Source organism: Stenotrophomonas sp. YJH_SMC_43 (genome assembly GCF_059372535.1).
Map to the genome: position 1 here is coordinate 304,856 of NZ_JCAFVQ010000001.1, position 19,070 is coordinate 323,925.

Genomic DNA, 19,070 nt, shown 5'->3' on the forward strand with positions numbered 1-19,070 from the left:
TCGATGCGTTATCGGGGAGTGGGCGGCCTGCTGGCCGCTCTGGTGTTGGTTGCCTGCAGCCCGGCGACACCGCCGGCGCCGGCTTCGGCCGCGGAGGATCCGTCCTATGCCGCCGGGCAGCAGCAGTGGCGGGTGGCACGCTATCAGGACCTGACCCGCCCGGACGGTTGGACAGCGCTGGTCGGCCTGCACTGGCTGCAGAACAAATCGCACTTTGTCGGCAGTGGCGCGACCAATGGCATCCGCCTGGCGGTTGGGCCGGACAAGCTGGGCCTGCTGCGCCGCGAAGGCAGCCAATGGTGGTTCACACCTGAGGCCGGCGTTGACGTCAGCCATGACGGGCAGCCGGTGCGCGGCCGCATCCGTGTCGACACCGACAAGGATCCGCAGCCGACGCTGCTGGCCTTCGATGGCAGCAAGGGGCAGCTCAGCATCATCCGCCGCGGCCCGCGCGATGCGCTGCGGGTCAAGCATGCCGATGCGCCGGCACGCCGAGATTTTGCAGGACTGGAGTACTGGCCGGGTGGTCCTGACTGGCAGGTGCAGGCGCGCTTCATCGCGCACTCGCCGGGCAAAACCCTGCCGATCGTCGATATCACTGGCCTGACCACCGAGATGCCCAACGCAGGCGCGGTCGAGTTCCAGCGTGATGGCCGCAGTTGGCGGCTGGAGGCGATTGGTGCGCCCGGTCAACCGCTGTTCCTGATCTTTGCCGACCGCACCAGTGGCCGCGGCAGCTATCCGGCCGGGCGTTACCTGGATACCGATGCGCCGGCAGCCGATGGCACGGTACGCATCGATTTCAACCATGCCTACAACCCGCCGTGTGCGTTCACCGCCTACGCGACCTGCCCGTTGGCGCCGCCGGAGAACCGGCTGGACCTGCGCGTGGAAGCGGGCGAGAAGGCTTACCACCTGCCTGAAGGAGAAGGCTGATATGCCGATCAGATCCCTGTTGCGTACCGCCGTTGTACTGGCGGCCTGTGCGCTGGCACCGCTGGTTGCAGCGCGTACCGCGCAAGCCGACATCGCTGGCGCAGCGGTGGCCAAGCCGCCGGTGCCGTTGCTGTGGAAAGTGACTGGGCCGGGCGACTCGCGCCTCTACCTGCTCGGTTCCTTCCACCTGCTGAAGCCGCAGGACTACCCGTTGTCGCCCGATGTCGAACAGGCGTTCGAGGCCTCGCAGCGGGTCGTGTTCGAACTGTCGCCGGAAGACATGCAGTCGCCACAGCTGGCCAGCCGCATGGTGCAGGCAGCGGTCCGCACCGATGGCAGCGAGCTCAAGCGTGACCTGGATGCTGCGACCTGGCAGAAGCTGCAGGTGTTCGCCACCGAGAACAAGCTGCCGCTGGCGCAGATGCAGGGCATGAAGCCGTGGTTTGTCGGCCTGAGCATTTCGGTCGGGCAGATGCAGAAGCTGGGCCTGGACCCCGCACTGGGCCTGGATCGTCACTTCATGGAGCGTGCGCAGAAGACCGGGCGCAAGACCGCGGGACTGGAAGACATCGATACCCAGATCGGCATGCTCGACGGAATGACGCTGCAGGAACAGCGGCAGATGCTGGCCGAAGCGCTGGACCAGGCTGGCAAGGCCGACGAGCAGGCACGCCAGCTGCATGATGCCTGGCGCCGGGGTGACGAGCGCCTGTTGTGGACCAGGATGGCGGCGGAAATGCGCCAACAGTATCCACAGCTTTACCAGCGCATCAATACCGGCCGCAATGACGCCTGGGTGCCGAAGCTGCTGCCGTACCTGCAGGCCGGGCAGGGTGGCACGCTGGTGGTGGTGGGCACGCTGCACCTGCTGGGCAACGACGGCGTGGTCGAGAAGCTGAAGGCGCAGGGTTACAAGGTCGAGCGCGTATGCACGGGGTGCAAGGCGAAACGCTGATGTATCGCTGACGCGATTCAAACAAAACGGCGCGCCAGGGGCGCGCCGCTTTCGTATCAACCGTTGCTGCAGCTCAGCGGCGGGTCTTGCCGCCGGTGCCGGCGCCCGGTTCGTTCGGCTTGTTGCCGGTACCTGCCCCGGTTCCCGTTCCGGTGCCGCCCGGGCGCGGGCCACCGAAGCCCGTGCCCATGTTGCGCTGGAATTCCTGCCACAGCTCCAGGTTGCGCTCGGTCAGCTGGTTCATCATCGCCCACGGGGTCTGCCCCAGCAGGTTGCCCATCTGCTGGCGGAACTGCTGCTGCTGGTCGAGGAAGACCTGCATGCTGCGCTCCAGGTAATTGCCCATGAAGCCCTGCAGGGAGTCGCCGTAGAAGCGGATCAACTGGCTCAGCAGCTGGGTGGACAGCATCGGTTCGCCGTCCTGTTCCTGGTCGGCGATGATCTGCAGCAGGACTGATCGCGTGAGGTCGTCGCCGCTCTTGGCGTCGCGGACTTCGAAGTCTTCACCGTCCAGGATCAGCTGGCGCACGTCCTCGATGGTGATGTAGCTGGAGATCTCGGTGTCGTAGAGACGGCGGTTCGGATACTTCTTGATGATGCGGGTCGCAGCCATGAAGCGGTACTCGTCACAGTAGACGCGCAGCATGGCGCAGTGCAGCAGCCGTTGCAACCGCCTCAGCCCCCGCCAGGCTTGGCTTTCGGCGGCGATCATGTTGCGCAACAAGGGTTTGCGTGCTGCGCAGCATGACGCTTGGCAGGGGCCCGGCGGCGATCGCCGCGAGGGTCCCCTGCGCGGCTTACCAACCCATATGGTGGCCGCCGTTGATGTCCAGGTTGCTACCGGTGATCCACGAGGCTTCGTCGGCAACCAGGAACGAGACGCCGTAGGCGATTTCCTCCGGCTTGCCGAGGCGTCCGGTGGGGATGTCGGCGATGATCTTGGCGCGCACTTCCTCCGGAACCGCCATCACCATGTCGGTGGCGACGTAGCCGGGCGAAATGGTGTTGACGGTAATGCCGAAGCCGGCGTTCTCGCGCGCCAGCGAGATGGTGAAACCGTGCATGCCGGCCTTGGCCGCCGCGTAGTTGGCCTGGCCGTACTGGCCCTTCAGGCCGTTGATCGAGCTGATCTGGATGACCCGGCCCCAGCCGCGGCGGCGCATGCCCTCGATGACCGGACGGGTGACGTTGAACACCGAATTGAGGTTGGTATTGATCACATCGTGCCACTGGTCCGCGCGCATGCGATGGAACGTGGTATCGCGGGTGATGCCGGCGTTGTTGACCAGGATCTCGACCGGGCCCAGCGCGGCTTCGACCGCCCGCACCAGCGCTTCGGCGCTGCCCGGATCGGAGACATCGCCCGGGAAGATCGACACGCTGTAGCCGCGTTCGGTCATCGCCTGCTGCCAGGCGCGGGCCTTGGCCTCGTCGCGGTAGTTGGTGGCGACCCGGTGGCCCTGGTCGGCCAGGCGTTGGCAGATGGCGGTACCGATGCCGCCGGTTCCGCCGGTGACCAGTGCGACGCGAGATGTCATGGAGTGCTGTCCGGGTATCAGGTGGGGGAAGGGTGATTCTGCAACATCGGCGCGGAAAGTGCGCCGGCTGGCAGCAGGATGTCGGTACGTGGCAGCCGCGCTGGGTCGAAGGCATTCCGAGCGGCCGCCAGCAGCGTGTCCAGATCGTGCGCAGGTTCCAGCGCTTCAGGTGCCTGGCCGAGCAGTTGCCATAGCTGGCGCAGCACGGGCAGCGGGCGCGAACTGTCCACTGGCAGCGCCGCCAGCGACTTGGACAGCTTGTGGCCCGGGGCATCGAGCAGCAGCGGCAGGTGCCAGTAGCGCGGTACCGCCAGCCCCAAGGCCTGCTGCAGCAGGATCTGCCGTGCCGTGGAGTCGAGCAGGTCGGCACCGCGCACCACTTCGGTCACCCCCTGCGCGGCGTCATCGACCACCACCGCCAGCTGGTACGCCCAGCAGCCATCGGCGCGGCGCAGCACGAAGTCGCCGACCTCGGCATGCACGTCCTGCTGCTGCGGGCCGCGCAGGCCATCGTCGAAGTGCACGATGCTGCCCGGTGGCACGCGGAAACGGACGGCGGGGTCCGGTCGCGGTTGCCGGGCGACGCAGTGATGGTGGATGCCGCCGCTGGCGGCCAGGTCGCCGCGGCTGCAGTGGCAGACAAAGGCCTGGTCGCTGGCGAGCAGTACGTCCAGCGCAGCCTGGTAGGCCTCGCCGCGCGCGCTCTGCCAGAAGATCGGGCCATCGTGGACCAGCCCGAACGCCGTCAGTGCCTGCAGTTGTGACTCGGCGGCACCGGGCACGGTGCGCGGCGGGTCGACGTCTTCGATGCGCAGCCGCCACAGGCCGCCGTGATGGCGCGCGAGCAGCCAGCTGCCGAAGGCGGCGAGCAGAGATCCGGGGTGGAGCAGGCCGGTCGGCGAGGGCGCGAAGCGGCCGCAGGGAATGGGGGAGGTCATGCTGGCTGAATCGTCGGTCAGGTTGGCGCTTGAATTCAAGCTGACCACACCGCAAATTGACCGGTATCGACCCCTTCCGAGCCGGATTTTCCCATGTTTACCCGCATTGCCCTGTTCCTGGCGACCAATTTCGCGGTCCTGATCCTCGCCAGCATCGTGATGTCGCTGTTGGGAACCGACCCGAGCAAGATGAGCGGCCTGCTGGTCATGGCCGCGATCTTTGGTTTTGGTGGCTCCCTCATCTCGCTGCTGCTGTCCAAGTGGATGGCCAAGCGCTCCACCGGTGCGGTGGTGATCACCGAGCCGCGCAACCAGACCGAACGCTGGCTGCTGGCCACGGTCGAGCGCCAGGCCAAGGCGGCCGGCATCGGCATGCCGGAGGTGGCGGTGTATGAAGGCCCGGAGATCAACGCCTTCGCCACCGGCGCCAACCGCAACAACGCGCTGGTGGCGGTGTCCACCGGCCTGCTGCACAACATGAGTGAAGATGAAGCCGAAGCGGTGTTGGGCCACGAGATCGCCCACGTCGCCAACGGTGACATGATCACCATGGCGCTGCTGCAGGGCGTGCTGAACACCTTCGTGATCGTGCTGGCCCGCGTGGTCGGCGGCATCATCGACAGCGCGCTGTCGGGCAACCGCGAAGGTGGCGGCCGCGGCTTCGCCTACTACATCATCGTGTTCGTGCTGGAGATGGTGTTCGGCCTGTTCGCCACGATGATCGCGATGTGGTTCTCGCGCCACCGCGAGTTCCGCGCCGATGCGGGTGGTGCCTCGCTGGCCGGCCGCCAGAAGATGATCGCCGCGCTGGAGCGCCTGCAGCTCAACCACGGCCAGAGCACGCTGCCGACCCAGATCGCGGCGTTCGGTATTGCCGGTTCGACGGCGAAGAAGCTGTTCATGAGCCACCCGCCGCTGGAAGAGCGCATCGCCGCGCTGCGGGCGTCGACGGTGGCGTAAGCTTCTGCTTTCAAGGTAGTGCAGGAACGCCTGGCCTCGCGCCGGGCGTTTTTGTTTGCGCGCCGACGCATTGGTGGCGCCGGGCCATGCCCGGCGTATCGTTTCCGCGCCTGCGGAGAGGTGTCACTTTCTTTGCTCGTGCAAAGAAAGTAACCAAAGAAACACGCCGCCAGGGCGCGAGCCGATGCTGCGCATCGGTACCCTGCGCTCCTCGGCCCGTCGAGGGACGGTGCGGGAACTCGCTGCGCTCAGACACCCGCACCTCTTCGCCCTCGCCGGACCTGCGGTGCTCGGCTCGCTCAGGGCGGACCCAAGGTCAAATGCCACAGCGGCACCCGGTTGATCCATGCTACGCGTGGATGCTGTTGCTCTTGCTCTTGACCTTCCAGTCCGCCTTGAGCGAGCCGAGCATCGCAGGGGAATCAGGGGCGAAGAGGCGCCAGTGTCTGAGCGCAGCGAGTTCGGCGCCGTCCCCTGATTCGCCGAGAAGCGCAGGGTACCGGCGCGTAGCGTCGGCTCGCGGCTGGCGGAGCGTTTCTTTGGTTACTTTCTTTGCGCGCAAAGAAAGTGACACCCCTCCGCGGTCGCGGAAACGAATCTCCGTGCGCACAAACGAAAACGGCACCTTCGCAGGTGCCGTCTCCATGAACCGCTTTACACGGAACCTCAGAACTTCGCGTCGAACTCGGCAGCGTAGCCGGTGTTCACCAGCACCTTCTGCAGCGACTCGGCCACCTTCAGGTTGCCGGCCACGATCTGATGGGTGTCCGGGCCACGGTTGTCCATGCGGCCCAGGGTCGCGCCCTTGAAGTCGCAGACCTTGCCGCCCGCCTCGCGGACCAGCAGCAGGCCGGCAGCGATGTCCCATGCCTTCACCCCGGCTTCGAAGTAGGCGTCCGCACGGCCGCAGGCCACATAGGCCAGGTCCAGTGCCGCCGAACCGGTACGGCGGATGTCCTCGCCGTGCACCAGCAGGGCGTCGACCGCCTTCAGCTGGGCGCTGGCGCGGGAACGCTCGCGCGGGGCGAAGCCGGTGTGGATCATCGTGCCTTCCAGATCCTTGCGATCCGCCACGCGGATGCGGCGGTCGTTCAGCACGGCACCCGCGCCACGGCTGGCGGTGAACAGTTCATTGCGCAGCGGGTCGAAGATGACCGCATCGGTCGGCTCGCCGTTTTCGACCAGGGCGATCGACACGCAGTAGTGCGGCACGCCGCGCAGGTAGTTGCTGGTGCCGTCCAGCGGGTCGATGACCCACATCTGGCGGCGCTCGCCCTGCACGCCACCTTCTTCACCGAAGATGCCGTAGTCCGGGTAGGCGCGCTTGAGTTCCTTGACGATGACCTTTTCCGCGTCCGCATCCACTTCGCTGGCGTAGTCCATCCGGCCCTTCTGCACCACGTTCAGTGCCTCGAGCTTGTTGATGTTGCGCAACAGGACGTTGCCGGCGAGGCGGGCGGCCTTGACCATGACGGTTACGGCGGGTTTCTGCATGGCGTGGGCTCCCGGAAAGGCAGAAGAGATGGACTGGCGGGGGAAAAGAGCGGGTCCGGCGCAGTGGCCGGCCGCACAGTTTACCATTGGTCATCGTCCAGCTCGACCTTTTCCCTGTTCATGTCCCAGTTTCCCGCCGCCACCCGCCTCCGATTCGTCCTGGTCGGTACCCAGCACCCCGGCAACATGGGGGCCGCCGCCCGTGCCCTGAAGACCATGGGCCTGGCCCGCCTGGTACTGGTCGCTCCCGAAAAGCCGCTGGACGAGGAGGCCTTCCGGCGCTCGGCCGGTGCCGAAGACGTACTGGGGGACGCCCCGGTGGTGGCGACTCTGGCCGAGGCCGTGGCTGACTGCCGCCTGGTGCTGGGCTGCACCGCCCGTGCCCGCCGTGTCCAGCTGGAGGAGTACCTGCCGGCCGATGCCGCTGCCCGCGCGGTGGCCAAGGCCGGCGAGGGTGCCGAGGTGGCGCTGGTGTTCGGCCGTGAGCGCACCGGCCTGACCAACGAGGAACTGCAGCTGTGCCATGCAGCGGTGCACATCCCGTCCGACCCGGAGTTCAGCTCGCTCAACCTGGCTGCTGCCGTGCAGGTGCTGGCCTATGAAACGCGCATGCAGCTGCTGGGTGCGCAGCCTGCAGCCGACGCCGAGCCGGGCTTCCGCGAACAGGCGGCCAGCCACGAGCAGATGGAGAGCTTCTTCGCCCAGCTTGGCGACACGCTGGATGAGATCGATTTCCACAAGGGCCGCGCCCCGGAATCGGCGATGCGCAAGCTGCGCCGCCTGTTCCTGCGCAGCGAACCCAGCGAGCAGGAAGTGCGCCTGTTGCGCGGCATCCTCGCCGACACCCAGCGCATGGCGCGACTGGCACAAGCGGGCAACAAGGACAGCTGACGACGTTCTCATTTTTTCGGGTAGTCTGTCTGGATACCCAGGGGGGATGAAGCCTGTGTCGGGTCTGCGAAAGGCAATGCAGGGGGGACTGCTGAGCCTGGCCATGGTCCTGCTGGCCGGGACGGTGCGTGCAGCACCGGACCCGGTACTGGTGCTGGGCCGGATCAGCGATGATCCCAAGGCGCATTACGAACAGCTGCAGCCCTTGCTGGACTACGTGGTGGCGCGCATGCACGACGTTGGCATCAAGGAGGGGAGGATCCTGATGGCACGCGACCCGCAGCAGATGGCCAGCTATCTGCGGCGGGGCAGGGTCGACTGGGTCACCGAAACCTCGGGTACGGCGGTGGCGCTGGGCCAGCGCAGTGGCGCCCGCCCACTGCTGCTGACCGAGCGCAACGGCGTGCGTGATTACCAGACGGTGTTCTTCGTGCGCCGCGACAGCCCGATCCAGCGCGTACAGGATCTGCGGGGCCATCGCCTGGCCCTGCAGAACACGGCGTCCACCAGTGCCTATCTGGTGCCGGTGATGACGTTGCTGCAGGAGGGCCTGTCGCCCCAGATCCTGGCCGGTGCATGGGACATGCCGGGCCGGGACAGTGTGGGTTACGTATTTGCACGCAGCGAGCTGAACATCGCGACGTTCGTGCACAAGGGGGTGGTTGACGTGGGAGCGGTGAGCAGCGTGGACTGGAATGACGAGCGGCGGATGCCGGCAGCGTTCCGGCGCGACTTCCGCGAGCTGCTGCGCACCGAACCCTACCCGCGTGCGGTGGAGATGGTCCGCGCCGACCTGGATCCACGCGTGCGCGATCGCCTGCAGGAAGTGCTGCTGCAGGCAGCCAGCGACCCGCAGGCGCAGGGGGCGCTGCATCGGTTTTTTGGCACTTCCGGGTTCCACCGCGTCGATGCGCATGCGCAGCAGCGGTTGGATGAATTGAAACAAGGATTGACGCGCGTGCGGATGGAAGTGGAATGAAGTGGCTTGGCTCGGGGATGCAGGCCCGGTTCCTGCTCGCGATGGGCGGGGCGATGGTCGTGGTGATCGCGATCCTTGCAGTGTTGTTGGGGCGGCAGACGGCGATGCAGGGCGAGGTGCGCAACCTCAGCGGCGGCGTCATCCATGAACTGTTCGACCGCAGCGTGCGCAGCCGCGGCGAGGCGATGGCGCGTGAGTTGTCCGACGCCCTGGCCAACCCGTTGTACTACCGCGATCTGGACCAGGTCGGCGTACTGGTACGCAGTACCGCGCGCCAGCCCGTGGTGCGCTATGTACTGGTGTTCGACGAACGCGGCCGGCTGGTACACGACGGCTCGGTCGAGGTGTCCGGATTCGGCCAGCCGATGGCCGATCCCCTGGCACCCAAGGCTGCAGCCGCGCAGATGCTGGTCGTGCAGGAATCGCCGAAGGTGCTCGACAACACCATGCCGATCATGATCGGCAACCAGCGCATTGGCGGCGTCCGGGTCGGCATGGCGCTGGATGAGGTGCAGCAGCGCGAGCAGGCGGCCAACGCCACCCTGGGCGAGCGCCTGCAGCAGGTCGGCAGCCGTCACCTGGGCTGGCTGCTGCTGATGCTGGGCCTGCTGGTGGTGATCGGCGTGGTGGTGATCCTGTACGTGCAGCGCACCCTGGTCGCGCCGATCCGTGATCTTGCCGTCGCCGCGCGTCGCATCGAGGCCGGTGACTACCAGACGCCCCTGGCCGAGAACACCCGCGACGATGAGGTCGGCGAACTGGTACGTGGTTTCGCCCGGATGCGCGATGCGATCGCCCGCCATGACCGCGAAGTGCGACGCATGGCCTATACCGACGCGCTGACCGGGCTGACCAACCGGCTGGCATTCCGCGAGGCGCTTGATCATCGGTTGATGGCCGCCCGTGCCGCCAATCACCGGTTGGGCCTGCTGTTCGCCGATATCGACGACTTCAAGCGGGTCAATGACACCCTTGGCCACGAGGCCGGCGATGAGGCATTGCTGCAGTTCGCCCAGCGCATCGGCCGCGCGGTCACCGAGGCCGGGGGCGATGAAACCCTGCTGGCGCGCTTCGGCGGAGACGAGTTCGTGATCCTGGTGGGCGACGGTGATGTGGCCGCCAACGCGCGGCTGCTGGCCGAAGTGCTGGTGCGCGAGCTGGGCAAGCCGCTGGTGGTGCAGGGCAGGGAACTGTTCCTGGGCACCTCGATCGGCGTGACCCTGTTCCCCGACGATGCAGCCGATGCGACCACCCTGCTGAAGAACGGCGACATCGCCATGTACCAGGCGAAGATGGCCGGCAAGAACTGCTATCGCTATTACAGCCGGGCGATGGACCATGCGGTCGAGCGTCGCGTGCATATGGAACAGGAGCTGCGCGGTGCCTGGGAGCGCGGCGAACTGCGCCTGGCCTACCAGCCGATCTTCCGCATGCGCGACCGCCGCATGGTCGGCGTTGAAGTACTGCTGCGCTGGCAGCACCCGACCCTGGGCACGATTCCGCCCTCGGTGTTCATCGAGGTAGCCGAGCAGAGTGGGCTGATCGAGATCATCGGCCCGAAGGTCCTGCGTGCGGCCTGCATGGAGGCCTCGCAGTGGCCGCGCGGGGCGGCCGGGGACGACCTGTTCGTGTCGGTCAACGTGTCGCCACGGCAGTTGCGCGGCGGTGAGCTGCCGGCACTGGTCGCGCAGTGCCTGCATGAGTCCGGGCTGCCGGCGTCGCGCCTGCATCTGGAGCTGACCGAAACTGCCGTGATCGGCGACGAGATGGTTGCCGCGCAGCTGCTGGACAAGCTGCATCGCACCGGCGTGAAGGTCTGGCTGGATGATTTCGGGACCGGCTTCTCCGGGCTCAGTCATCTGCGCCAGGTACCCGTGGACGGCGTGAAGATCGACAAGAGTTTCGTGGCCGACATGCAGCGTGACCCCGATGACCTCGCGCTGACCACGGCGATCATTGCCATGGCCCACGCGCTGGGCATCACCGTGGTGGCCGAAGGCATCGAGCAGCAGGCGCAGTTCGAGCTGCTGGCGCAGCGCGGCTGCGACCTTGGGCAGGGCTATTGGTTGAGCCACCCGGTGACCGCCACCGAAGTGGTGCGGATGATCGAATCGGGCATCTGACCGACACAAAAAAGGGACGAAGGGGGTGAAGTCGCTTATGCATTTGCGACTTAATCCCCTCCATCCCCTTTTTTGGGGCTACACCGGGCGCTTGCTCGGGTCGCCGGGCAGTTCGCGCACCAGTTTCGGGATCAGATAACCGGACAGGCGTGCGGTCAGGCCGGCAATCAGTGCCTTGGCCTGGGCATCGTCCACTTCGAAATGGGCTACGCCCTCGACCCGGTCCAGCTGGTGCAGGTAGTAGGGCAGCACGCCGGCGGCGAAGCTGCGCTCGCTCAGGTCCTGCAGGGCCTGCACGCTGTCGTTGACCCCGCGCAGCAACACCGCCTGGTTCAGCAGCTGGGCGCTGATGCCGCGCAGGCGGACCATCGCCGCGTCCACGCTGGCATCGAATTCATTGGCATGATTGGCGTGGACCACGATCGCCAGCGGCCACGGCAGGCTGCCCAGCCAGGAGACCAGTTCATCGTCCACGCGCTCCGGCAGCACGATCGGCAGCCGCGTATGGATGCGCAGGCGGCGGATATGCGGGATCGCGCGCAGGGCGTCGGTCAGCTCGGCCAGCTTGTGCGTGGCCAGCGACAGCGGGTCACCGCCGGACAGGATCACCTCGTCGATGTCCGGGTCGGCGGCGATGGCGGCTACGGCCTCCTGCCAGCCACCCTTGGCGGCGTTCTCCGCCCCATAGTCGAAGTGGCGGCGGAAGCAGTAGCGGCAGTTGATCGCGCAGCTGCCGGTGGCGACCAGCAGGGCACGGCCACGGTACTTCTGGATGACGCCGGTGGCCTTCTTGGCGGCACCGTCGCCCACCGCATCGAAGCTGAACCCGGGCACCGGGCGCATTTCCTCGTCGATCGGCAGCACCTGGCGCAGCAGCGGGTCGGCCGCATCGCCAGGGCGCATGCGGGCCACGAAGCCTTCCGGCACGCGTAGCGCGAACTGGGCCATGGCCGCCTCCGAGACGCCCAGCGCGGCCGGGTCCAGCTGCAGCCGGGCCAGCAGCGCGTGCGGGTCGCGCAGCGCCTGGCGCCAGAGCTGCTGCCAGCGCGCGGGCGCACCTGGCGACTGGGGCCGTGGGAAGGCGGAAAGCTGCATGGAGAGGGGGCCTGCGGTTATCATGGGGGCAGAAAAACAGTCGCCCACCGGCATCCGGTGGGCTTTCCATTCTAACGGCTCGCCGCACCCGCGGCGTTTTTGCCACTCAGGAGTTTACGCATGGCCAGCTACGGCATGAACGACGTCAAGAACGGGATGAAGATCCTGGTCAACAACCAACCGGCCGTCATCATCGACACCGAATACGTCAAGCCGGGCAAGGGCCAGGCCTTCACCCGCGTGAAGTACCGCCTGATCAAGGACGGCCGTACCCAGGAAGTGACCATGAAGTCGACCGACTCGCTGGATGCAGCCGACGTCGTCGATACCGACATGAACTTCATGTACAGCGACGGCGAGTACTGGCACTTCATGGACCCGGAATCCTTCGAGCAGGTCCAGGCCACCAAGGCCGGCATGGGCGGCGCCGAGAAGTGGCTGAAGGGCGAAGAGTCCTGCGTGGTCACCCTCTGGAATGGTGAGCCGATCTTCGTGCAGCCGCCGAACTTCGTTGAACTGAAGATCACTGAAACCGATCCGGGCGTCCGTGGCGACACCTCGGGCGGCGGCGGCAAGCCGGCCACCCTGGAAACCGGTGCCGTGGTCCGCGTGCCGCTGTTCGTCAACCAGGACGAAGTGATCCGCGTCGACACCCGTTCGGGCGAGTACTCCGCACGCGTCAAGTAAGGTTCCGGCCGCAGGTCGACCAGACTGTAGAGCCGAGCCCGTGCTCGGCTTTCCGGGCATCGCCCGGACCCGTTGCTGGCGCCCATGGCGCCGCAGCGGACAGCCGCCGGGCATGGCCCGGCGCTACCGCCTCCCGCCAGGCCCTTCTCCAATAGCCAGTGAGCCCGCATGAGCGATAGCCCGCACCTCCCCGAAGCCTGCGACCTGCTCATCGAAGCCGGTTACGTCGTTCCGATAGAGCCGCATGCGGTGGTGCTGGAAGACCACGCCGTGGCCGTGCGTGGCAGCGAGATCATCGCGATCCTGCCGCGTGCCGAGGCGCGCGCGCGTTTCCGCGCCGCCCAGGTGGTCAGCCGCCCCGAGGCCGCACTGATGCCGGGCCTGGTCAACGCGCACACGCACAACCCGATGACCCTGCTGCGCGGCGTCGCCGACGACCTGCCGCTGATGACCTGGCTGCAGCAGCACATCTGGCCGGTGGAAGCCGCGGTAATCGGCCCCGAATTCGTTGCCGACGGCACCACCCTGGCCATCGCCGAGATGCTGCGCGGCGGCACCACCTGCGCCAACGAGAACTACTTCTTCGGCGACGTGCAGGCCGCGGTCTACAAGAAGCACGGTTTCCGCGCGCTGGTTGGCGCGGTCATCATCGATTTCCCCACCGCCTGGGCCAAGACCGACGACGAGTACTTCGCCAAGGCCGGTGAACTGCATGACCAGTGGCGCACCGATCCGCTGATCGGCACCGCGTTCGCGCCGCATGCGCCGTACACCGTCAACGATGCCAACTTCGAGCGGGTGCGGATGCTGTCCGACCAGCTCGACATGCAGGTGCACCTGCACACCCACGAGACCGCGCAGGAAATCACCGATTCGATCAAGCTGCACGGCCAGCGTCCGCTGGCGCGGCTGGATCGACTCGGCCTGGTCAACGACCGCCTGATCGCGGTGCACATGACCCAGCTGACCGACGCGGAAATCCACCTGTGCGCCGAACGTGGCGTCAGCGTGGTGCACTGCCCGGAATCGAACCTGAAGCTGGCCTCCGGTTTCTGCCCGGCCTGCGCCCTGCAACGCGCCGGCGTGAACCTGGCGATCGGCACCGACGGCTGCGCCAGCAACAACGACCTGGACATGTTCAGCGAGAACCGCACGGCGGCGATCCTGGCCAAGGCCGTGGCCGACGACGCCACCGCGCTGGATGCAGCCACCACGCTGCGCGCCTCCACGCTGGGCGGCGCCCGCGCGCTGGGCTTCGGCGAGCGCATCGGCTCGATCGAAGTGGGCAAGCAGGCCGACCTGGTCTGTGTTGACCTCTCGGCGCTGGAAACCCAGCCGCTGCACAATGTGCTGTCGCAGCTGGTGTACGCCACCGGCCGCCAGCAGGTCAGCGATGTCTGGATTGCCGGCAAGCCGAAGCTGGTGCAGCGCGAGCTGGTCGGCATGGACCTGCCGGGCATCATCGCCAACGCGCGCCAGTGGCGCGAGCGCATCCGCCATATCCGCGCCTGAACCCTGGCGCCGCAAGGACACCCTCATGACTGCCCCCCACGCATCCTCCAATTTCGATCAGGCCGAGCTGGACAAGTTCGCCGCGCTGGCCAACCGCTGGTGGGACGCTGATGGCCCGCAGAAGCCGCTGCATGCGCTGAACCCGGTGCGGCTGAAGTACGTGGCCGACCGCGTGCCGCTGCGCGGTGCGCGCGTGCTGGACATCGGCTGTGGTGGCGGCCTGCTGAGCGAGGCGCTGGCGCAGTCCGGTGCCGACGTCACCGCCATCGACCTGGCCCCGGAACTGGTCAAGGTCGCGCGCCTGCACGCGCTGGAAAGCGGTGCCAAGGTGGATTATCGCGTCCAGGCCGCCGAGGACCTGGCTGCCGAGCAGTCGGGCAGTTTCGATGTGGTCACCTGCATGGAAATGCTCGAGCACGTGCCGGATCCGGGCGCGATCATCGAGGCCTGCAAGCGCCTGCTGAAGCCGGGCGGCCACCTGTTCCTGTCGACCATCAACCGCACCGCTGCCGCATTCGCGGTGGCGATTGTCGGTGCCGAGTACGTGGCGCGATTGCTGCCCAAGGGCACCCATCACTACCAGGAATTCATCAAGCCGGCCGAGCTGGCACGCTGGCTGCGCGAAGCCGACATGCAGCTGGTGGATGTCAGCGGCATGGCCTACGAGCCGTGGCGCAACCACGCCCGCCTGAGCAGCCGCACCGACATCAACTACCTGGCCTACGCGGTCAAGCCGGCATGACCTCTGCCCGCTTCCCGCGCGCGGTGCTGTTCGATCTGGACGGCACCCTGCTGGACAGCGCGCCGGACTTCGTTGCCACCTGCGATGCGATGCTGGCCGAACGTGGCCGTGCGCCGATCGATCCGGCACTGCTGCGTCCGGTGGTGTCCAAGGGCTCGCGCGCGATGGTCGGTGCGGCATTCCCGGACCTGGATGCCGCTGCGCGCGATGCATTGATCCCGGAATTCCTGCAGCGCTATGAAGCATTGATCGGCCAGCACGCGGTGCTGTTCGATGGCGTGGCCGGCATGCTTGCTGCACTGGATGCCGCCGGTACGGTGTGGGGCATCGTCACCAACAAGCCCGAGTACCTGGCGCGCCTGATCCTGCCGCAGCACGGCTGGCAGCAGCGCTGTGCGGTGCTGGTGGGTGGTGACAGCCTGGCCGAGCGCAAGCCGCATCCGCTGCCGCTGCTGCACGCGGCGCAGGCAATCGCCGTTGCCGCCGAAGACTGCGTGTACGTGGGCGACGACGAGCGCGACATCATCGCCGCGCGTGCCGCGGCCATGCCGTCGGTGGCGGCACTGTGGGGCTATCGCCTGCACAGCGACGACCCGCTGGCCTGGCAGGCCGACGTGCTGGTCGAGAACGCCGGACTTCTGCAACTGGCCAGTCTCTGGCCGACCCGGCCGGCAGCCCCGGCCCAGCCGCAAGGAATGACGTAGTGAGCAGTACCGCGCTGGACAGTTTCCTCGACAAGTGGCGCAGCCGTTGGCCGGAATGGTCGGTGGCCGCCCCGTTCGTGGCCGAATCGCAACGCGAGCTTGCGGTGGCGTGGTTCGCGCTGCTGCAGGAATTCGACGACATGCTCAACACCGGCGGCGATCCGTTGCCGGCCGACGCCAAGCTGGCGTGGTGGGGCGAGGAGCTGCGCAGCTGGGCTGCGCATCGTTCGCGCCACCCGTTGGGTCGTTTGCTGGAACCGGTGCATGCGCCGTGGGCGCAGCTGGCCGAAGCGCTGCCCGATCTGGTTGAAGCGCGCTCGGTCGCGCTGGATGCGGCCGGTGCCGAGCGTGCGCTGGCCAATTACGCCGACGCGGTTGCCGCGGTGGAAGCGGCGCTGTTCAACGACAAGCCGCGCACCGGCGCTGGTCGTGCGGTGCAGCTGCAGACCCTTGCCCAGCGCCTGCAGGATGCCGGCGTGGCCGGTGTACCGCGCAGCCTGCTGGATGAGGATTCCAGCACGGCTGCGCAGCGCTGGGCGCAGTACCTGCTGAAGGGGTGGGGCAGTCGCGTGCCCGGCCCGCGCCCGCGCCGTGTGTGGTCCAGCCTGGCGCGCGCACGCGTGGCGGCGCAGGCCGCAGGCAAGCCGATCGAAGCCACCCCGGTGCGCACCCTGCTGCGCGTGTGGTGGGCTGCCCGCGGTTGATCCGGCGCTCCGCCGGGCATGGCCCGGCGCTACCTCGCGCGGTTGATTGAATGCTGTCTGTAGAGCCGAGCCCATGCTCGGCTCATCTCTGCGCGACAGCCTAGCGTGGGCTCGGCTCTACAACAGCAGCTCACCACTGCACCGGGCGATGGGTGTCATTTACGTTCCAGCACCAGCAACGGGTCGATGCGGGTATCGAACCAGTTCATGCCCCAGTGCAGGTGCGGGCCGGTGGCGCGACCGGTGGCGCCGACCGCGGCGATCACCTGGCCCTGTTCCACCCGGTCGCCGACCTTCACGTCGATGCGCGACAGGTGCAGGAAGTTGGAGCTGACCCCGAAGCCGTGGTCGAGCAGCAGCGTGCCACCGGTCAGGTACAGGTCCGGGCCGGCGAAGGTGACGATGCCGGCGGCCGGTGCCTTCACCGGGGTGCCGGTCGGCACCGCGATGTCCATGCCGGAATGACCGGCACCAGGTTGACCGTTGTAGACACGCGCATTGCCGAAGCGGCCACTGATGCGGCCCTGCACCGGCCAGATGAAGGTCTGGGTGAAATCAGTGCGGTCGTCATCGCGGGCACGTGCCGCGGTCACCTGCGCCTGTTCGCGCTTGATCCGCTCGGCAATCGCCGGCGGCGGGTTCACCGTTTTCGGCGGCACGCCGTTGACCCGCTCGGTGGGCCAGTCGCGCGGCGTCACCGCAATGGTCGCCGTCTCGCTGCCACCATCGGGGCGCTGTACCTGCACGCGCAACGGGCCCTTCTCGTCGCGACCGATGCCGAACACCACACTGCCATAGCCGCTCACCCGCAGTTGGCGGCCGGCGTACTGCACGCGGCTGCCGGCGGGCACCTTGCCGATCACCAGCGCGCCCTGCGACGCGCTGGCCGGAAACACCACGCGACTGTCGATCAGGCTGCCGATGCCATCCTGCGCCTGCGCCGCCGGTGCGGTGAACAGGGGCGCGGCCAGCAGCAGCGCCCCGAACAGGAATACCTTGCGCATCAGCGGTCGTAGGTCATGCGCTGGCCGGCCGGTTCACCCACCAGTTTGCTGCCGTCCCACACCAATTGGCCGTTGACCCAGGTCGAGGCCACGCGCGAACGGAAGGTGGTGCCTTCGAACGGCGACCAGCCACACTTGGACAGCACGTCCTCGCGCTTGACGGTGAATGGCACGTCTTCCACCAGCACCAGGTCGGCGAAGTAGCCTTCGCGCAGGAAGCCGCGTTCTTCCACGTCGAACAGCTGCGCCGGCGCATGCGCGAACTTCTGCACCACCTGCTCGCGGGTCAGCTTCCCTTCGTGCACGCGCTCCAGCGCGGCCACCAGCGCGTACTGCACCAGCGGCAGGCCCGACGGCGCCTGCGCGTAGGGCTTCTGCTTCTCTTCCCAGGTGTGCGGGGCGTGGTCGGTGGCCAGCACGTCCAGCACGTCGTCGGCCAGCGCAGCGGTGATTGCTTCGCGGTCGGACACTTCCTTGATCGCCGGGTTGCACTTGATCAGGTTGCCCTTGGTCGCATAGTCCGGGCGCGCGAAGTGCAGGAAGTGCACGCAGGTTTCGGCAGTGATCTGCTTGCGGCTGCCGTCGGCGCGGATCAGTGGACCCTTTTCGAACAGCGCCAGCTCGTCGGCGGTGGAGATGTGCAGTACATGCAGGCGGGTGCCGTGCTTGCGCGCCAGCGACATCGCCAGGCGGGTCGACTTGATGCAGGCCTCGCGCGAACGGATATCCGGATGCATGTCCGGGGTCAGCGCGTCGCCGTACTTTTCCTGGAAGGCCTTCAGGTTGGCATCGATCATCGGCGTGTCTTCGCAGTGCGTGATGATCGGGGTCGGGCATTCGCGGAAGATCGCATCCAGCGTTTCCGGGTTGTCCACCAGCATGTTGCCGGTAGAGGCGCCCATGAACACCTTCACGCCCGGGGCCTTCTTCGGGTCCAGCGCACGGATCGCGTCCAGGTTGTCATTGCTGGCGCCGTGGTAGAAGCCGTAGTTGGCCCAGGCGCGGCCGCGCGCGAGTTCGTACTTGGCTTCCAGGATGGTCGAATCCAGCGTCGGCGGGTTGGTGTTGGGCATGTCCATGAAGCTGGTCAGGCCACCGGCCACGGCGGCGGCCGACTCGCTGGCAATGTCGCCCTTGTGGGTCAGGCCCGGTTCGCGGAAGTGCACCTGGTCATCGATCATGCCGGGCAGCAGCCAGCGCCCGGCCGCGTCCACCACCTGCTCGCCGTCGCGCGGCGCCAGCCCATTGCCGATCTGCGCGATGCGGCCGTTCTCGATGCGCAGGTCGCCGTCGAAGGTGCGGCCTTCGTTGACCATCCGGGCGTTGGTGATGAGGGTGGAGGACATGTCAGTGTTTTCCTGTGCAACGGCAAGAGGGAGCGTGGTTGGATTCGGGCACCGGGTCGAAGCCGCCGGGGTGGAACGGGTGGCAGCGGCCCAGCCGGCGCGCAGCCAGCCAGCTGCCGCGCAGCGGGCCGTGCCGCGAGATGGCTTCCATCGCGTATTCAGAACAGCTCGGCACGAAACGGCAGCGTGGCCCCAGCAGGGGGCTGATGAAGCGCTTGTAGAAGCGCAGCAGGGCAATGAGCAGGCGCGAGATCACCCAGTCATCTTATGCCAGTTGGCATGAAGGCCGCATTTGTGCAGGATGGGCCGTTGGTCGCATGTCGCCGATGGCCTGCGACCGGTACCAGCACCTTCGGGTGCTGGCCAGGTTCCGTACCGCGCAAGGCGGTCCGTGTTCGTCGGACTGCCTCCAAGGGCGCCTTGACTCCAGGACTGAATGGAGCAGGGGGTCGAGGTTGCTGC

19 protein-coding genes are annotated in these 19,070 nt (G+C 67.3%); 11 read left to right on the forward strand and 8 right to left on the reverse strand.

Features of this window, described 5'->3' with window-relative positions:
• Window positions 1-3: 3 nt before the first annotated feature.
• Window positions 4-936 (forward strand): DUF1684 domain-containing protein, encoded by a 933-nt coding sequence (locus AC5QAH_RS01410; protein WP_143994823.1) that lies wholly within the window; start codon window positions 4-6, stop codon window positions 934-936.
• 1 nt (window position 937) lies between these two features.
• Window positions 938-1,891, forward strand: coding sequence for a TraB/GumN family protein (locus AC5QAH_RS01415; RefSeq protein ID WP_143994822.1), 954 nt, complete (start codon window positions 938-940; stop codon window positions 1,889-1,891).
• A gap of 73 nt (window positions 1,892-1,964) precedes the next feature.
• On the opposite strand, the gene phaR is transcribed toward AC5QAH_RS01415, so the two are convergent.
• The 3 genes from phaR to gluQRS form a co-directional block, all read right to left on the reverse strand.
• Window positions 1,965-2,504: a polyhydroxyalkanoate synthesis repressor PhaR gene (phaR, locus tag AC5QAH_RS01420; protein ID WP_010486594.1), complete on the reverse strand. Its 540-nt coding sequence runs from the start codon at window positions 2,502-2,504 to the stop codon at window positions 1,965-1,967.
• Between the two features lie 184 nt (window positions 2,505-2,688).
• Complete coding sequence (gene phbB, locus AC5QAH_RS01425) at window positions 2,689-3,429, reverse strand: acetoacetyl-CoA reductase (RefSeq protein ID WP_010486596.1); 741 nt, start codon at window positions 3,427-3,429, stop codon at window positions 2,689-2,691.
• Window positions 3,430-3,446: 17 nt separating this feature from the next.
• Window positions 3,447-4,367 carry a tRNA glutamyl-Q(34) synthetase GluQRS gene (gluQRS, locus tag AC5QAH_RS01430; RefSeq protein ID WP_071306038.1) on the reverse strand — a complete coding sequence of 307 codons (921 nt, stop codon included), beginning with the start codon at window positions 4,365-4,367 and terminating at the stop codon, window positions 3,447-3,449.
• 93 nt (window positions 4,368-4,460) lie between these two features.
• Here gluQRS and htpX point away from each other — a divergent pair, with 93 nt between their 5' ends.
• The gene (htpX, locus tag AC5QAH_RS01435) at window positions 4,461-5,327 is read left to right on the forward strand and encodes a protease HtpX (RefSeq protein WP_043400907.1); all 867 of its coding nucleotides are present in this window, start codon (window positions 4,461-4,463) and stop codon (window positions 5,325-5,327) included.
• Between the two features lie 666 nt (window positions 5,328-5,993).
• On the opposite strand, the gene AC5QAH_RS01440 is transcribed toward htpX, so the two are convergent.
• The gene (locus AC5QAH_RS01440) at window positions 5,994-6,821 is read right to left on the reverse strand and encodes an inositol monophosphatase family protein (protein WP_049435104.1); all 828 of its coding nucleotides are present in this window, start codon (window positions 6,819-6,821) and stop codon (window positions 5,994-5,996) included.
• 120 nt (window positions 6,822-6,941) lie between these two features.
• On the opposite strand from AC5QAH_RS01440, the gene AC5QAH_RS01445 reads away from it, so the two are divergent.
• The 3 genes from AC5QAH_RS01445 to AC5QAH_RS01455 all read left to right on the forward strand — a co-directional run bounded on the left by AC5QAH_RS01445 (window position 6,942) and on the right by AC5QAH_RS01455 (window position 10,814).
• Window positions 6,942-7,712, forward strand: a complete 771-nt coding sequence (locus AC5QAH_RS01445; RefSeq protein ID WP_010486603.1) for an RNA methyltransferase — start codon at window positions 6,942-6,944, stop codon at window positions 7,710-7,712.
• Window positions 7,713-7,788: 76 nt separating this feature from the next.
• Window positions 7,789-8,691 carry a phosphate/phosphite/phosphonate ABC transporter substrate-binding protein gene (locus AC5QAH_RS01450; protein ID WP_032952775.1) on the forward strand — a complete coding sequence of 301 codons (903 nt, stop codon included), beginning with the start codon at window positions 7,789-7,791 and terminating at the stop codon, window positions 8,689-8,691.
• The gene (locus tag AC5QAH_RS01455) at window positions 8,688-10,814 is read left to right on the forward strand and encodes a putative bifunctional diguanylate cyclase/phosphodiesterase (protein WP_010486608.1); all 2,127 of its coding nucleotides are present in this window, start codon (window positions 8,688-8,690) and stop codon (window positions 10,812-10,814) included. The genes AC5QAH_RS01450 and AC5QAH_RS01455 overlap by 4 nt, the downstream gene beginning before the upstream one ends.
• A 78-nt stretch (window positions 10,815-10,892) precedes the next feature.
• On the opposite strand, the gene epmB is transcribed toward AC5QAH_RS01455, so the two are convergent.
• A complete protein-coding gene (epmB, locus tag AC5QAH_RS01460) occupies window positions 10,893-11,909 on the reverse strand; it encodes an EF-P beta-lysylation protein EpmB (protein WP_478411454.1) in 1,017 nt (338 codons plus the stop codon).
• A 120-nt stretch (window positions 11,910-12,029) separates the two neighbouring features.
• Here epmB and efp point away from each other — a divergent pair, with 120 nt between their 5' ends.
• The 5 genes from efp to AC5QAH_RS01485 all read left to right on the forward strand — a co-directional run bounded on the left by efp (window position 12,030) and on the right by AC5QAH_RS01485 (window position 16,258).
• Window positions 12,030-12,596, forward strand: coding sequence for an elongation factor P (gene efp / locus AC5QAH_RS01465; protein WP_005410381.1), 567 nt, complete (start codon window positions 12,030-12,032; stop codon window positions 12,594-12,596).
• A gap of 168 nt (window positions 12,597-12,764) precedes the next feature.
• Window positions 12,765-14,108, forward strand: coding sequence for a TRZ/ATZ family hydrolase (locus AC5QAH_RS01470; protein ID WP_019336839.1), 1,344 nt, complete (start codon window positions 12,765-12,767; stop codon window positions 14,106-14,108).
• Window positions 14,109-14,133: 25 nt separating this feature from the next.
• Window positions 14,134-14,850 carry a bifunctional 2-polyprenyl-6-hydroxyphenol methylase/3-demethylubiquinol 3-O-methyltransferase UbiG gene (gene ubiG, locus AC5QAH_RS01475; protein WP_126559470.1) on the forward strand — a complete coding sequence of 239 codons (717 nt, stop codon included), beginning with the start codon at window positions 14,134-14,136 and terminating at the stop codon, window positions 14,848-14,850.
• The gene (locus AC5QAH_RS01480) at window positions 14,847-15,554 is read left to right on the forward strand and encodes a phosphoglycolate phosphatase (RefSeq protein ID WP_049482294.1); all 708 of its coding nucleotides are present in this window, start codon (window positions 14,847-14,849) and stop codon (window positions 15,552-15,554) included. The genes ubiG and AC5QAH_RS01480 overlap by 4 nt, the downstream gene beginning before the upstream one ends.
• Window positions 15,554-16,258 carry a squalene/phytoene synthase family protein gene (locus AC5QAH_RS01485; RefSeq protein WP_043400920.1) on the forward strand — a complete coding sequence of 235 codons (705 nt, stop codon included), beginning with the start codon at window positions 15,554-15,556 and terminating at the stop codon, window positions 16,256-16,258. The genes AC5QAH_RS01480 and AC5QAH_RS01485 overlap by 1 nt, the downstream gene beginning before the upstream one ends.
• A gap of 155 nt (window positions 16,259-16,413) precedes the next feature.
• Here the strand turns inward: AC5QAH_RS01485 and AC5QAH_RS01490 are convergent, their stop codons facing one another.
• The 3 genes from AC5QAH_RS01490 to yidD are packed head-to-tail and all read right to left on the reverse strand — an operon-like array spanning window position 16,414 to window position 18,864.
• The gene (locus tag AC5QAH_RS01490) at window positions 16,414-17,262 is read right to left on the reverse strand and encodes a M23 family metallopeptidase (RefSeq protein WP_010486622.1); all 849 of its coding nucleotides are present in this window, start codon (window positions 17,260-17,262) and stop codon (window positions 16,414-16,416) included.
• On the reverse strand, window positions 17,262-18,608 hold the full coding sequence (locus AC5QAH_RS01495; protein ID WP_010486624.1) for a dihydroorotase: 1,347 nt from the start codon (window positions 18,606-18,608) through the stop codon (window positions 17,262-17,264). The genes AC5QAH_RS01490 and AC5QAH_RS01495 overlap by 1 nt, the downstream gene beginning before the upstream one ends.
• 1 nt (window position 18,609) lies before the next feature.
• Window positions 18,610-18,864 carry a membrane protein insertion efficiency factor YidD gene (yidD, locus tag AC5QAH_RS01500; RefSeq protein ID WP_010486626.1) on the reverse strand — a complete coding sequence of 85 codons (255 nt, stop codon included), beginning with the start codon at window positions 18,862-18,864 and terminating at the stop codon, window positions 18,610-18,612.
• Window positions 18,865-19,070 lie beyond the last annotated feature (206 nt).